The sequence below is a fragment of the Deltaproteobacteria bacterium genome (assembly GCA_026388545.1).
Lineage (GTDB): Bacteria > Desulfobacterota > Syntrophia > Syntrophales > UBA2185 > JAPLJS01.
The window spans coordinates 18,416-32,792 of the sequence record JAPLJS010000026.1 but is presented as its reverse complement, the minus strand read 5'-3'; the positions used below and the strand labels follow the sequence as shown (position 1 = coordinate 32,792).

Annotated in this window: 13 protein-coding genes; 4 read left to right on the top strand and 9 right to left on the bottom strand. The window is 46.4% G+C overall.

What is annotated here, in order from left to right:
- Window positions 1-172: 172 nt before the first annotated feature.
- The 3 genes from nifU to NTW12_02635 form a co-directional block, all read right to left on the bottom strand.
- Entirely contained in the window at window positions 173-568 is a 396-nt protein-coding gene (nifU, locus tag NTW12_02645; GenBank protein MCX5845245.1) for a Fe-S cluster assembly scaffold protein NifU, read from the bottom strand.
- Entirely contained in the window at window positions 569-1,738 is a 1,170-nt protein-coding gene (gene nifS, locus NTW12_02640) for a cysteine desulfurase NifS (protein ID MCX5845244.1), read from the bottom strand.
- A 215-nt stretch (window positions 1,739-1,953) separates the two neighbouring features.
- Window positions 1,954-2,394: an Rrf2 family transcriptional regulator gene (locus tag NTW12_02635; GenBank protein MCX5845243.1), complete on the bottom strand. Its 441-nt coding sequence runs from the start codon at window positions 2,392-2,394 to the stop codon at window positions 1,954-1,956.
- Window positions 2,395-2,571: 177 nt separating this feature from the next.
- On the opposite strand from NTW12_02635, the gene thrC reads away from it, so the two are divergent.
- Entirely contained in the window at window positions 2,572-3,963 is a 1,392-nt protein-coding gene (gene thrC / locus NTW12_02630; protein MCX5845242.1) for a threonine synthase, read from the top strand.
- A 64-nt stretch (window positions 3,964-4,027) separates the two neighbouring features.
- On the opposite strand, the gene NTW12_02625 is transcribed toward thrC, so the two are convergent.
- The 5 genes from NTW12_02625 to NTW12_02605 all read right to left on the bottom strand — a co-directional run bounded on the left by NTW12_02625 (window position 4,028) and on the right by NTW12_02605 (window position 9,033).
- Window positions 4,028-4,483 (bottom strand): prepilin-type N-terminal cleavage/methylation domain-containing protein, encoded by a 456-nt coding sequence (locus NTW12_02625; GenBank protein MCX5845241.1) that lies wholly within the window; start codon window positions 4,481-4,483, stop codon window positions 4,028-4,030.
- A gap of 460 nt (window positions 4,484-4,943) precedes the next feature.
- Window positions 4,944-5,912: an ankyrin repeat domain-containing protein gene (locus NTW12_02620; protein MCX5845240.1), complete on the bottom strand. Its 969-nt coding sequence runs from the start codon at window positions 5,910-5,912 to the stop codon at window positions 4,944-4,946.
- Between the two features lie 39 nt (window positions 5,913-5,951).
- Window positions 5,952-6,728 (bottom strand): enoyl-CoA hydratase, encoded by a 777-nt coding sequence (locus tag NTW12_02615; GenBank protein MCX5845239.1) that lies wholly within the window; start codon window positions 6,726-6,728, stop codon window positions 5,952-5,954.
- Between the two features lie 119 nt (window positions 6,729-6,847).
- On the bottom strand, window positions 6,848-7,291 hold the full coding sequence (locus NTW12_02610) for a hypothetical protein (protein ID MCX5845238.1): 444 nt from the start codon (window positions 7,289-7,291) through the stop codon (window positions 6,848-6,850).
- 107 nt (window positions 7,292-7,398) lie between these two features.
- On the bottom strand, window positions 7,399-9,033 hold the full coding sequence (locus tag NTW12_02605) for a peptide-binding protein (protein ID MCX5845237.1): 1,635 nt from the start codon (window positions 9,031-9,033) through the stop codon (window positions 7,399-7,401).
- Between the two features lie 184 nt (window positions 9,034-9,217).
- Here NTW12_02605 and NTW12_02600 point away from each other — a divergent pair, with 184 nt between their 5' ends.
- A complete protein-coding gene (locus tag NTW12_02600) occupies window positions 9,218-10,786 on the top strand; it encodes a YihY family inner membrane protein (GenBank protein ID MCX5845236.1) in 1,569 nt (522 codons plus the stop codon).
- 147 nt (window positions 10,787-10,933) lie between these two features.
- On the opposite strand, the gene pyk is transcribed toward NTW12_02600, so the two are convergent.
- A complete protein-coding gene (gene pyk / locus NTW12_02595) occupies window positions 10,934-12,328 on the bottom strand; it encodes a pyruvate kinase (GenBank protein ID MCX5845235.1) in 1,395 nt (464 codons plus the stop codon).
- A 285-nt stretch (window positions 12,329-12,613) separates the two neighbouring features.
- On the opposite strand from pyk, the gene ahbC reads away from it, so the two are divergent.
- Together ahbC and NTW12_02585 are read left to right on the top strand one after the other, a co-directional pair.
- Complete coding sequence (gene ahbC, locus NTW12_02590) at window positions 12,614-13,759, top strand: 12,18-didecarboxysiroheme deacetylase (GenBank protein MCX5845234.1); 1,146 nt, start codon at window positions 12,614-12,616, stop codon at window positions 13,757-13,759.
- 65 nt (window positions 13,760-13,824) lie between these two features.
- Entirely contained in the window at window positions 13,825-14,376 is a 552-nt protein-coding gene (locus NTW12_02585; protein MCX5845233.1) for a cyclic nucleotide-binding domain-containing protein, read from the top strand.
- Window position 14,377: the final 1 nt, after the last annotated feature.

The window sequence follows — 14,377 nt, the reverse complement described above, 5'->3', positions numbered from 1 at the left end:
ATTTTATATTCCCTTTGAAAATCCCTCTAAAACTCCCTTTACAAAAGGGAGACTTAATAGAATCGAAAATTTTCATGCCTCGTGGCGTCCCCACGGGGTCATGGCAATTCCTACGAAAATAACATCGGACGGGGGGAACCCGTCTATCGATAGGCGGTGCGTTCCTGCACCTCTACGCAGCCTTGCCGGTTGCGGATTTTGCAGACCGCAGCCGATAATCATCGAGAGCCCTTTTTAACGCCTCTTCCGCCAGAACAGAACAGTGCATCTTAATGGGCGGTAGCCCCCCAAGGGCCTCCGCAACGGCCCGGTTGGATATCTTTAAGGCATCTTCAATTGTCTTGTTCTTCACCAGTTCCGTAACCATGGAACTCGTGGCAATCGCAGCACCGCAGCCGAAGGTCTTGAACTTTGCATCAGTGATAATGCCGCCGTCAACCTTGATATGGAGTTCCATGATATCACCGCATACGGGGTTTCCTACCTTCCCGACCCCATCGGGATTTTCAATTTCTCCGACATTTCTCGGATTCCGGAAATGCTCCATAACCTTTTCACTATACTCCATCTACTTGACCTCCTTTTTGTAAAGAGGAGACATGGAACGCAATTTAGCGACAATGCCGGGCAGTACCGTGATGACATGGTTAATGTCGTCCTCTGAAGTCTGCCTTCCCAGGGAAAATCTCAGTGATCCATGCGCAAGCTCATGGGAAAGACCGATAGCCACCAGGACAGGGGACGGCTCCAGTGACGATGAGGTACAAGCCGAGCCTGTTGAACAGGCGATCCTCTCCATATCGAGATTCAAAATCATAGATTCACCCTCCACATAGGCAATAGAAACATTGACGTTATTCGGGAGCCTCTGTACAGTATGACCATTCACGCGGGTAAATTCAATTGTGCTGAGAATACCCTCGATTAACGTATCACGCAGGTAAGTAAGCTTCTCAATTTCCGTCTCCATCTTCTCCTTGGCCAGTTCCACAGCTTTTCCGAAACCGACGATTCCCGGCACATTGTGTGTTGATGCCCGGCGCTGCTGTTCCTGATCACCGCCATGCATGAAGGGGAGCATCCGTATCCCTTTTTTTACGTAGAGGATTCCCACACCCTTTGGGCCGTTGAGCTTATGCCCGGAGGCGATGAGGATATCCACATTCAACTCATTCACATCTATCGGGAGGTGACCGAGCGTCTGCACTGCGTCGGTATGAAAATATATGCCTTTTCTCCTGGCAATTTTTCCGATCTCGTTAATGGGCTGAATTGTTCCGATTTCATTATTGGCATGCATGATGGAAATCAGTATTGTCTGGTCCGTAATTGCCTTCTCTACATCGGCGGGATCAACGAGGCCGTATTCATCAACGGGGAGGCAGGTAATTTCAAACCCCTGTTTCTCCAGAAAATGGCATGGTTCCAGGATTGCGTGGTGTTCTATCTTCGAGGTTATAATGTGGTTCCCCTTATCACGCCTCGCGTATGCTATGCCCTTAATCGCACAATTGTTGCTCTCCGTCCCACCGCTCGTAAAAATAATTTCTTCCGGTTTTGCCCCGATAAACGAAGCAACAGTATATCGTGCATCTTCTATGGCATGCTTCGCTTCCTGACCGAAGGCATGGAGACTCGAGGGATTCCCATAAACTTCCGTAAAGTAAGGCAACATAGCTTGTAGCACCCGTGTATCTGTCAGAGTTGTCGCCGCATTATCCAGGTATATTTTCTTCATTGTATATTCCTTGATACTAATGATCTAAAAATCAGTATGCCCTTCTCCCATTTTGTTGCAAAAAGGATTCAAGGATTCAAGGGTTCAAGTGTTTAGTTTCCCATATCCACTCAAATCCTCGACCCCTTGAATCCTGAAAAGGATAGCAACTTTTTCGGAGATGAACCTTAACAAATAATCCTTTTCTTCGAGAGCAGGTTCTCATTAACCGCTCTTCAAATATTATGCATCATTGCCTTTCCCGCTTTTTCCTGATTCATTTTGACCAGCATATCCAGGGTAATCGAACTTAAGGTCTCTGAAATTTTCCCGCCTATAATCGCCCAGATGTCATGGCTCGCACAGATTGGCACCCTTGGACAAGTGGAAGGATTCTTGACACAGTCAACAAGAGAGCAATCTCCTTCCAAAACATCTACAATCTCTTTCATGGTAATCTGTGACGGTTCTTTCGCAAGGCTGTATCCTCCATACGCCCCCCGGATAGAGTTCACCAAGCCGACCCTTCTCAACGGTATAATAATCAAACTCAAGTACTTCTCGGAAATATTCTCCCCTTTTGCGATATCTTTGAGAAATACCGTGCCTTTGCCATAATTAAGCGCCAGCGCCACCATCAATCTGACTCCGTACCGCGCTCTTGTTGAAAGTTTCATATCAAACCTCGGAGGTAATTACTACTATCGCTATCGTTTAGATAGTAATTAAACCATCGAAACAATCTTGTCAAGAAAAAATATTACATGTTTGATTGAATAATGCGATTATGATAGTAGTCGCTTACTCATACCCACTAAACAGTGGAATTATTTCAAAAGGACACCTTTTTCATTATGTCGCGAATGATTCGTTATTACAGCACAAATAGGAATATTGACGGTGATTTCGGAATTATCCCATTCAAGGGAATGGTTACCTTCAAAGAGGCGCTCCTGCAAGGTCAGGCGCCTGATGAAGGGCTTTTCATGCCTGATCCCATCCCGCTCCTGCCTTACCATAAGATCCTGTCATTAAAAGGAGCACCTTACACCAAAGCGGCGATGCTTGTGGCAAAAGCCTTTCTGGCCGATGAAATCACTGATGAGGTTTTGAAAAAAATAATTTCCGATTCATATAATTACACGGTCCCGCTGGAAAAAGTGATAGAGCGTAAATACATTATGAGACTTGATCAGGGGCCAACCGCCTCTTTCAAGGATTTTGCCGCCCGGATGATGGCCCGTCTGATGAGCCATTTTCGTGATCCGGGGAAAATGCTGAATGTCTTAGTTGCAACATCGGGAGACACGGGAAGCGCCGTCGGTGAGGCATTCAAGGGCGTTGAAGGGATCGATGTCACCATTCTTTATCCTGCAAGTGAAGTCAGCGGCATACAGAAGAAACAACTGGACACGATCGGCGGCAATGTCCAAGCCATTTCCGTCCATGGCAAATTTGACGACTGTCAGAATCTGGTAAAGCAGGCTTTTTCTGATCCCTCTCTCAATGAGTTCAATCTCACCTCTGCCAATTCCATCAATTTCGGGCGGATTCTTCCCCAGATCATTTACTACGTATATTCCTATTCACAACTTGCCGCGGCGGGTGAAGAAATCGTGTTTTCCGTTCCTTCCGGAAATTTCGGTGATGCCCTCGGCTGCGAGTATGCAAGAAGGATGGGACTCCCCGTGAAAAAGCTCGTCATGCCTACGAATGAAAACGACGAATTTCCACGGTTTCTTGCCACAGGAACCTATGAGAAGATATCCCCTTCAAAAGCATGCCTTTCCAACGCAATGAATGTGGGTCATCCGAGCAACCTCGCCCGCTTTTTTGATTTATACGGGGGAACGGTAGATCGCAGTGGCACTGTCCACAGATACCCCGATAGAGAAGAAATGCGACGATACATTTTTTCCGTAAGCATTTCTGATGAGGACACAAAGAAAACGATTAAAAGGGTCTACGATCAGTACCGGGTTCTTCTGGAACCGCACGGAGCGGTGGGATGGAGGGGCCTTGAGACCTATCTCGAACAATCAGGTGATTCCCCCTTATGTGTGTCCCTCGAAACGGCTCATCCGGCAAAGTTTCCTGATGAGATAAAAGACCTCCTGGGCATTACCCCTGATCTTCCGCAGAGCATGAAAGATATAGATCAGCGGAGTGGAGAACCTTTCAAATTATCCGCACACTATGAAGATTTAAAAGAATATCTGCGCAGGTGCCTGAAGGTTACGTCGTGAACTCATTATCCCCAGTGTCATAGAATCCCGCAGAAATTCGAAAGAACACCGAAGGTACCCTGTCTTATTTGATATCGAACTTTACGTACGTTTTCCCGGTTATATTGACCTTTATTGTCGCATTGGATTCCCTGCTATTCTTCAATTTAATATTCCCGAACGGTGATATGGTGCCCCTCGTCTGAAAATGAACCGTATGTCCCCCGCCGAAACTGGCATTAAGAATTTCAATGTCCGGTCCGAATGACGAGATATGTTTGGTGATAGCTTTCGGTGTACCCGGCTGGATGGTATAGCTTCTTCCGGCAACGTCAAACGTGATTTGATATGTTGTATTCTCAGAAACCGCCCTTTCCTTGTATACAAAAAAGTCAGATGCGATATCTCTTGCTGCCAACTTGAGATTTCTATTTAATGTATAGGCGTACCAATTCACTCCCGCAACGGCAGCAATGACTGCCAATACTGCAATGGTGATGATCAACTCAACGAGTGTAAATCCCTTCCTTGATTTCATCATGGTTTTCACTCAATACTATGAGTTCCTAAATACTGACAGTTTCGTAAAAAAAACAGATTTCGTCTCACATTGTCATTACTACGAAAATAGATTCCATATATTCCCCCCTTTAGAAAAGGGGGGAGAGGGGGGATTTGATAATCGCGTGGAAAATCCCCCTGTATCCCCCTTTTGCAAAGGGGGACCTATCAGGTATTCATCCTGGTTCCCCGCTTGCGCGAGAACAGCGTCTGGACTCCCGCCGCAGTTTATCCCCGCGAAGGCGGGAACCTGAGTGACAGGGTTTTTGCCTTTTTACAAGTTCATCAATACTGATGCGCGGATAATTTATAATACGTATTTTTAAAAAAGCAATATTGGAAAAATATAAGAATAATACGAGGGTAATACCCGTATTATGGGAAGGGTAACGTGTAGGTTTGTAAGTTGGTTATTTTGTTGTTCAATCCATATTTCTTACTCATGAGGCAGTACGCAGGATGGCCTCGATAATGGAGTCGCTCAGTTTCCTGAAATCGCTGACCAGGCTGGCTTCGCCTATGGATATGGACTGTTTTGTGAAGATGATCTTCTTCTGGTCAATGCTGATCACTTTGCAGTTTGTAACAATCAGTGATCCTTTTTTTTCAATGTTGCCTGCAATCACAAAATTGAGTCCCATCCTTGTACCGATGTTGACCACGTTCTCCATCTGATCATTTTGTTGAAGATCGTTGATAGCCAGGAAAGTCTCAAGGTCCTTCCGGTCAAGCATGACAAACGATGGTTCCATTTTCAGGGCATTAATCAAGGTGTTGGTGGCTGTGATGCCATAACTGGAAGCATCCATGTTGAGGGGCGTAAAATGAAAAACAGAAACGTTGCTATGAGAGATATCTTTTGAACGAGCTGATCTCGCTGGTTTTTCCACGGTTTTTAATTTCTCGGCGCCCGGACGGAACTCGGCAGGGGCCGCCTTTTCTGATTCTGCCGGAGGGGGAACGCTTACGAGCGTGGCGGTGTCGGTTCTCTTCAACAATTGAATAAGATAAGTGTTTTTTTCAGCCTCGGCATAACTCAGGGCCGTGCGGCCATAAGAATCAGCTATGTTTATGTCAGCGCCTTTTTCAAGTAAAACCTTAACGGTATCTGTAAAGCCATACTGTGCAGCCAGCGTCAAAGGGGTGCCATAAGCCTCCGATCTGGCATTGACCTGAGCGCCCTTATTCAACAGAATTCTCGCCATCTCCGCCTTCCCGTAATAAGCAGCCCAATGCAGGGGGGTAAAATTATCGCTGCCTTTTTCGTTCACATCGGCGCCTTGGTCAATCAACAGCTTTACGGTTTCCGTCTGGTCAGAAAGGATGGCATTAACCAGAGTTGTCCGGCAGCCTGAGAGCGCCATGACTGCGGCTGCGATCATCAGGTATGAAAAAAGTCGTTTCATCATCCTTCCTCCCCAATTATTGATTCCTTCATCAGAACTTTATTATTTCCCCATCCATAAGGGTTTACGTTTCTCGATAAAGGCACTAATGCCCTCTTTGGCATCTTCCGCAAAGAGATTGTTTACCATCACTTCATTGCCGAGATCATATGCCTGGGCATCGTTCAGGTTCACCTGGGCATAAAAAGCCCCTTTACCGATCCGGAGCGTTAACGAACTGGCCTCGGCAATTGTTTCCGCCATCGCTTTTGTTTCTCCTTCCAGTTTCTCAAAGGGGACAACCCTGTTTACAAGACCGAACCGTTCCGCTTCCTTTGCTGAAATCATTCGTCCCGTAAAGAGCATTTCCAGGGCACGTTTTCTTCCCACAGCACGGACTAAGGGAATCGCCGGAGTCGAGCAGAAGATACCGAGCCTGACACCGGGAGTCCCAAAAAGAGCCCCTTCCTCCGCAATAGCAAGGTCACATGCAGCTACCAACTGACATCCGGCGGCAGTGGCTATGCCGTGCACCTGTGCGATAAAGGGTTGCGGCATATCCTGTATTTTCTGCATGAAAGTGCTGCACGTATGAAAAACCTCCGTGTAATCCGTCAGTCCCCGATTGATCATTTCCGAAAGGTCGTGACCGGACGAAAAAATCTTACCCGCGCCTCTGACAATGACAACTTTTACATCATTGTTTTTCTTGAGTTTTTCTAAAAGATCATTGAGTTCTTTCAGCATGGAAAGAGAAAGAGCATTTCTTTTTTCCGGATGATTTAATGTGATGGTCCCTAGAGCGTTCCTCTGATCAAATTGTATAAGCCTGTAGTCCATTTGTTCCCTCCTTAATCCCAGGTAAATTGCAGGAAATAGTGAATCTTAACTATGATTATCACAAATCACTCGTGCAACAATCTACTGACAGGTGATGGATAAAAAAGATGAATGTTCCTTCACTTCGATAAAGCACGTTTAAGTGTTGCGCTGTCAATACCCAGTTCAATCGCTGACTTATTGTTTTTTTCACTCTGATAAAACAGCCAGAATAATACCACGATAGCTATTAAACTTTCTCCAACGTAAAGTCCGGTATTTAATACTAAAACGATGTTGAATACTATCAGAAAACACAGCGAAATGATTACATAGAGTGTATGTCTGCTTATGGCGTACCGGGTGTACTGGCTTGCGAGCAGAAACCCTATGAGCATGACTACTGGTGTGTCATAGATTATATGACCGGTTACACCGTATGATTTGATGTTCATTACAAGGTATATGGCAAGGACTATGTAAATATTGCCCCTGGTTCTCATGGCCGTTTGTTTCCACTCGCTAAACTTTTTAGGGTCAACTCCAGGAAAATCGGATGCGGTTAAACTTTTCAGTGTTTTCATCTCAAGCCTTCTCCCAATCTATTTTTTTTAAGGAACATATCATTCTTTATTATCCTCATGCGGTTCAGATTTATCACCATAAATTACTCCAGGGAAAGCGTCATTACTTATCTCGTCATGACCAGTTTTTGTTCTTCTTTAGAAACATACCACTTGATGAAATTGTGTCCGATCCCCAGAGGCGCCGGTTCAATGCCGCGAAATCGTGCATGAACTATGGGCAAGGCATCGGGAACATAGAGGAATGTATAGGGTTGTTCCTCAGCCAATATCTCCTGGATCCTGTCATAATATTTTTTTCTTTCTTGCTGGTCGAACGTGCCCCTTCCCTTTTCTATCAGTTTATCAACCTCTTCGTTTTTGTAGGATATGAAGTTCAGTTCCTGCGCCCCCGTCTTACTCGAATGCCAGACATCATATATGTCGGGATCAAGAGGTATCGTCCATCCGAGGATCGTCGCGTCAAAACGCCGCTTGTTAATAAAATCATTAACAAAAGCTGCCCATTCGAGGACCCTGATTTTCACCTTAATACCCAGTTCGGCAAGATGCCTCTGAATAATCTCGGCACACTTTGCCCGGATATCGTTCCCCTGATTCGTGATTATCTCAAAAACAAAGGGCTGGCCATCCTTTTCCAGAATACCATCACCGTTTGTGTCTTTCCATCCCGCTTCTGCAAGAAGTTCCCTCGCCTTCCGGGGATCGTATGAATACGTTTTGACATTGGGATTATAGACCCAGGTGCCGGGCTTGTAGGGGCCTGTAGCCGCCTTTCCTAATCCCAGGAGAATACCCTGAATAATCTCATCCTTGTTAATCCCATACGCGATGGCCTGCCGCACCCGTTTGTCCGAAAACAAGGGGTTTATCAGATTGTAGCCAAGGTAGGTATAGGAAAAGGAAAGATACCGATACTTGTTGTAATTATTGCGAAACAAATTGTTTTCCGTTTGCCTTGTGTACTGAAGGGGTGTCAGATTCATCCGGTCGATGCCGTTTGCGCGCAATTCTAAAAACATGGTGGCCGTATCGGGAATGATGCGCATGATATTGCCATCAATATACGGTCGCCCTTCAAAATAGTCCGGGTTGGAGATGAGGACAATCTTCTGGCCGGGAACCCACTCTTTGAACATGTACGGCCCGGTGCCTATGGGGTGACGCGCCAGGGGGGATGCTGTAATATCTTTGCCCGCAAGAAGATGTTTGGGAAGAATGGCGCTCCCCCAACTCATGAGGGCGGGGGCGAACGGTTTATCATAGGTAACCCGGAAGGTGCAGTCATCAAGGACTTCCGCCTTCTTGACCTTGAGAAAGTCACCGGAATATGCGGTGGGGGTTTTAGGGTCTATTGTAACCTGATACGTAAAGAGGACGTCTTGGGCGGTAAAGAGACGACCGTCATGCCATGTAATACCCTTTCTCAGGCGGAAGGTAATCACCAGCCCACCTTTCGACAACTCCCATGATTCGGCAAGATCACCGACAATATTGAGGTTTTTGTCATACTTGACGAGGCCGTTGAAAACCATGGAAGAAATTTCATGGGATGTGCTGTCCGAGGAGAGGAGGGGAATTAAGTTACTGGCGTCTCCTATGGAACCAGAAACGACAATGTCCCCATAGGCAGGTCCCGAGTCGGAAAGGTTTCCGGCGGCGGTGCCCTGTTCCTTCTGGCTGCAACCCCATAACGCAATAGGAACAATAATTAAGAGAATGACATATTTTATAATCCTCATGGCAGGGAGATTACAGGATACACAATGCCTTTTCAATGAAATTCTGCACACATTTAAACTTGACACACCCCTACTGCTCCCCTATACTTCTGCCTCGGTTCGCGTGAGTATTTTCCGCAGAAAACCATTGCAAAAGTATCCCTGACACAGCTTCCTTAAAAACCAGCAGCCCATGCCCGGTAAAATGAAACAGAAATATCATCACTTGAAATATCATATGGAACGGCCTCATCTTCTCTTCGCCACCATATGGGATATCCTGTGGAATGCGATCAAAAATTACCAGAATAACGGTAATGTTAATCAAGCTGCGGCTATTTCTCTCTACGCGATTCTTTCTTTTATTCCCCTGTTTATATTAACCCTGCTGTTGGCAAACTACATTTTTGGTTCTCACCCGAATATCCAGAAAGAGCTTATCGAAGCGATCCGGGAGTTTCATCCATACTTCTCAGAATCCCTGCTTGGCCAACTGGGCCAGATCGAGCAAAAAAAACGTGTTCTTGGCTGGGTCGGAATCATCAGTCTTGTATGGTTTTCCGCAATGATTTTCAGCGCCATCGAGACCGCCATGAATATTATTTTCCGCTCAAGAAAAAACCGAAACTATATTGTCTCCAAGCTCCTCGCAATTTCCATGATTCCTATGGGGTGGGCTGTCGGCGTTATTAGTGTGGGAATTACCTATATCTCAACAATCCTTGCAAAACAACCCTTGCTTTCCGGTAAAGAGTTCATAATCCTTCCTTTCTTACACGGTGCTCTGTTTCGCTTTGTTTTGCCTTACCTGCTGACAGTGGCATTTTTTACGCTTGTTTATAAAATCACCCCCACCATAAAGGTCAGCCTGGGCAGTGCAATCACGGGCGCCGCTATCTTTTCAGCATTAATGGAAATTGCGAAACACTTTTTCACCTGGTATGTGACCAATTATACACGATATAATGTGATATTCGGTTCTCTGGAAACCGTGGTCATCCTCGTGATCTGGGTTTTCTATATGGCATTGATCCTCCTCTTCTGTGCGGAGCTCATTTCTTCTCACCGGAGAAGAAATCTAATCCTCCTTGAAAAGGCTTTTTTGAAGCCCAGAAAAAAAGTTATGAGAATCGAAGAACGCATGTTTAAAAAATTCGGACGTATGTACACCAAAGGCGCCTATATTTTCAGAGAGGGGGACACCGGACAGGAAATGTACTATATCCTCACGGGTAATGTGCGGGTGGAGAAAAGCGCCGGCCAGGTAAAAAAGGTCCTGGCCGAAATGGGGCCGGGGGAGTACTTTGGAGAAATGGCTGCGTTGATTGAAGCACCGCGTACCGCTTCAGCGCTAGCCACGGAAGACAGCAATGTGGCCGTCATTGACGGGAACACCTTTCGCAATCTGCTGCAAGAAAGCGGTGATGTGTCCCTTTTTATGCTCAAAGAATTTTCGAACAGGATCAAACATACAAATCTCGCACTTGAAGAACTTACCCGATCCTGGATCAGGTTGATTGCTGTTCTCTATTTTCTCAATGAATGGCCGCTCCCGCCCGACCGGAATCCCGTGGAGGAACTATGCCGGTACACCAGAAAAGAACCCGGAGAAATTCAACAGGTACTGAAGGATCTCAAAGATCAGGACGTCATAAACATCCGTGACGGGCAGATTTCCGAATTCAGGAAGGACCGTGCCTGGGATTTGCTGAATACGCAGGTTTTCTTCACAGAAAGACGCTCAGAGAGACGAGAGGTGGGCATTCACATATAGGAGGCTTTGAAAAATACTATTCCTGTCATTTCGACCGAAGGGAGAAATCTTAACAGCACATAAGATTACTCGTCGCTGCCCCTTCGATGACCCTTCACTTCGTTCAGGGCTTCGGCTCACCCTCGGAATGACACAAAACACATGTTTTCAAAGTATCTTTACCCGCAGCGTATTGGTGGCGCCGGCCACAAGCAGCGGGTGGCCGGCAACGATAACCACTAGGTCCCCATGGGATACCTCGCCCGTTTCCAGTGCTGCCCCCTCAATCATGTCATCCGTACCCAGGGGAGCGTTGATCAGACAGGGTCGACAACCCCAGAAGAGGGTCAACCTGCGCACCGTCCTAACATCGGCAGACAGAGTGATTACGGGGTGTTTCGGCCTGAAGCGTGATATGTGCATGGCTGTCAGCCCTGTCGTGGTATAGGTTACAATGGCTTTAGCGTCGAGGTGATCGGCCAGGATACAGGAGGCATGGGCGACGGATTGGGCGATGTCTTTTCCGGGAATAACATTGAGATATGATTCATAGGGAAATCCCGCTTCCGCATTTACGGCAAGGCGGTGCATAATTCCGACGGCTTCAACGGGATAATCGCCTGAAGCCGTTTCTTCGGACAGCATTACCGCGTCGGTACCGTCAAGAACGGCGTTTACAACATCCGCCGCTTCGGCACGGGTTGGCCGGGGGGAAGTGACCATGGAACGGAGCATCTGGGTTGCCGTAATGACCGGTTTGCCCGATGCGTTCGCCTTCCGGATAAGTCTTTTTTGAATGAGCGGCACTTCCTCCAGCGGTATTTCCACACCCAGGTCGCCACGGGCCACCATAATGCCGTCTGAGACATCCACGATATCTTCTAAATGGTCAAGGGCCTCATGCTTCTCGATCTTGGCAATGACTGGAGTGTTCATCCCTTTTTGCCGGATGATGTCTTTGACTGCCTTGATATCATCCGCTGTCTTCACAAATGATAACGCGATATAATCTACATCATGTTCCAAGCCAAAGATGAGGTCTTCCCGGTCTTTATCGGTGAGGGACGGAGCCTTTATTGTCCCTGTCGGCAGGTTGATCCCCTTGTGAGAAGTAAGTATACCGCCCGTGATGACTCTGCACTGAATCTCGGCGGCGTTTGTGTTCACAACCACAAGTTCCATCAAACCATCTGCAAGGAGAAGCCTGTCTCCGGCTTTTACCTCTCTGGGAAGATCCGGGTAAGAGACGGAAACCATCTCACGGGTACCCGCAATATCACGGGCAGTAAGTATAAAATCCTGTCCGGCTTCAAGCAGCACGCCTGGTTCAGGAATAGAACCTACCCTGATTTTTGGCCCTGCGAGGTCCTGCAGGATAGCTACCGGGGCGCCGATCTTTGCGGATATACGCCGGATCATCGTTATCTTCTCTTCATGATCCTTGTGTTCACCGTGGGAAAAATTGAGCCGGGCCACATTCATGCCGTTTTCTATCATCGCTTCAATGACAGATTCTTTTGCACTGGAAGGCCCAATGGTACAGACTATTTTGGTTTTTCTCATGGTAATATCGTCCTTTTCGTCACGTACATTATTCGGGGGTGGAAAATGTTATCACACAGGTTGTCGCAATGAAAGGATTTTGCTATTCATCACCACAAAAAAAGCAGCTCATGACAAAGACTTGTTGTAACTATTTTACCGATGGAGTAATATACAACCTTAATCGTTAAAAAATAATAAAATACATTTCCATGCCCATTTTCAACTTCTTTCATTTATCCGACAAGAGACAGGTATGGATTCGTCGCCGGCAGGAAATATGGGCTCACGATTGAAGGCAAATAAATGATAAGTATCTCAAGACTATACTGCGGCCAGGCAGAAACCATGGATGCGCTCCGCTATGGAAGCGAAAAGCATAAACGGCCGGTGGTCGTCTGGAACATGACGAGAAGATGTAATCTTAAGTGCATACACTGCTACTCCAGCTCCCGGAACATCAGATATAGGAACGAATTGACCACGGATGAGGGGAAGAAACTGATATCCGATCTTGCCGCCTTCGGATCTCCCGTTATTCTTTTTTCCGGCGGCGAGCCGTTGATGAGAGAAGATCTCCCCGAACTGGTAAAGTACGCCGTGGATCGGGGCATAAGAGCCGTCATATCAACCAATGGAACATTATTGACAAAAAAAACCGCGGAAACCTTAAAAAAGACCGGTATTTCTTATGCAGGTGTAAGCCTTGACGGGATGCAAAAGAGCCATGACCGGTTCAGGGGCGTCGAGGGAGCCTTTGACATGACCCTGAAGGGAATCAGAACCTGCCGGGATGAAGGAATCAAGGTAGGTATCCGTTTTACCATAAACAGGAAAAATTTTTCCGATATTCCTGCCCTTTTTGAACTCATCGAAAAGGAAAATATACCCCGTGCATGTTTTTATCATCTGGTCTACTCAGGGCGTGGGTCTCTATTGATTGATGAAGACCTTTCTCACGGAGAAACCCGGAAGGTTGTTGATCTCATTATGGACAGGACCCGTGATCTTTTTGAACGGGGCAAACCCAAAGAATTGCTTACCGTGGATAACCATGCCGACGGACCATACGTCTATATGCGTCTGTCGAGGGAAGATCCCGCGAGGGCAGCGGAGGCTTTGTCTCTCCTCATGGTAAATGAGGGTAATAGTTCCGGAAACGGTATCGGCTGTGTGAGCTGGGATGGTGAAGTATATGCCGATCAGTTCTGGAGGGGTATATCATTCGGCAATGTGAGAAAACGTCCTTTCAGCGAGATATGGGTGGATACATCAAATGAGTTGATAGTTCGGCTGAAAGATAAAAAGAAATATGTAACGGGAAGATGTTCCACATGCCGGTGGCTCGATATATGCGGTGGAAATTTTCGGGCCAGAGCAGAGGCAGTCACGGGAGATATATGGGCGCCTGACCCCGCATGTTATCTTACGGAAAGGGAAATAGCTCAATAAAAATCGGATAGAGAGAAAGAATCGTTACAAAAAAATATTACTCTGAATACCAGGAGGAAAATAGTATGGACAAAGAAACGTTAAAAGACAATATCGAATTGGTCCAGCAGCTGAAGAGCCTTCCTGTATTACAATTCTTCGGCAAAGAAGACCTTAAAAAGATTCTCCGTTTCAGCAAGTTGAAAAGGTATAAGCCGGGCGAAGTGATTATAGAGGAGGGCAGCATCGACAAATGGGTTTATTTCCTCATATCCGGAAAAGCAAATGTCATAAAGCACGGTGAAGAAATTAATGTATTTCAACGGACCGGTGATATTTTTGGCGAGATGTGCATCATAGATGGAGGTCCACGGTCTGCTTCAGTAAGCGCCGTCGACGATGTCGTTTGCCTGGCAACTGACGTTTCTTTTGTTGACAATCTTGTCGCGGACGACCAAATCGCCTTCTGCGCAATATTTTACCAGATTGTAGCCGAAGTTCTGGCACGCCGATTAAGAGAAACAAGCGAAGAACTTGTGCAGGAACAGATCATGAAGGAGATTCTATCGAACCGGTTAAAAGAAGCGAAAGAAGAACTCATACGTGTAAAAGAGGAGATTTCAAGGCTGAAAAAGTGAA

Excerpts from the sequence above, each read along its gene's own strand:
- nifU (MCX5845245.1), bottom strand. The coding sequence starts at position 568 with ATGGAGTATAGTGAAAAGGTTATGGAGCATTTCCGGAATCCGAGAAAT.
- nifS (MCX5845244.1), bottom strand. The coding sequence starts at position 1,738 with ATGAAGAAAATATACCTGGATAATGCGGCGACAACTCTGACAGATACA.
- NTW12_02635 (MCX5845243.1), bottom strand. The coding sequence starts at position 2,394 with ATGAAACTTTCAACAAGAGCGCGGTACGGAGTCAGATTGATGGTGGCG.
- thrC (MCX5845242.1), top strand. The coding sequence starts at position 2,572 with ATGTCGCGAATGATTCGTTATTACAGCACAAATAGGAATATTGACGGT.
- NTW12_02625 (MCX5845241.1), bottom strand. The coding sequence starts at position 4,483 with ATGATGAAATCAAGGAAGGGATTTACACTCGTTGAGTTGATCATCACC.
- NTW12_02620 (MCX5845240.1), bottom strand. The coding sequence starts at position 5,912 with ATGATGAAACGACTTTTTTCATACCTGATGATCGCAGCCGCAGTCATG.
- NTW12_02615 (MCX5845239.1), bottom strand. The coding sequence starts at position 6,728 with ATGGACTACAGGCTTATACAATTTGATCAGAGGAACGCTCTAGGGACC.
- NTW12_02610 (MCX5845238.1), bottom strand. The coding sequence starts at position 7,291 with ATGAAAACACTGAAAAGTTTAACCGCATCCGATTTTCCTGGAGTTGAC.
- NTW12_02605 (MCX5845237.1), bottom strand. The coding sequence starts at position 9,033 with ATGAGGATTATAAAATATGTCATTCTCTTAATTATTGTTCCTATTGCG.
- NTW12_02600 (MCX5845236.1), top strand. The coding sequence starts at position 9,218 with ATGAAACAGAAATATCATCACTTGAAATATCATATGGAACGGCCTCAT.
- pyk (MCX5845235.1), bottom strand. The coding sequence starts at position 12,328 with ATGAGAAAAACCAAAATAGTCTGTACCATTGGGCCTTCCAGTGCAAAA.
- ahbC (MCX5845234.1), top strand. The coding sequence starts at position 12,614 with ATGATAAGTATCTCAAGACTATACTGCGGCCAGGCAGAAACCATGGAT.
- NTW12_02585 (MCX5845233.1), top strand. The coding sequence starts at position 13,825 with ATGGACAAAGAAACGTTAAAAGACAATATCGAATTGGTCCAGCAGCTG.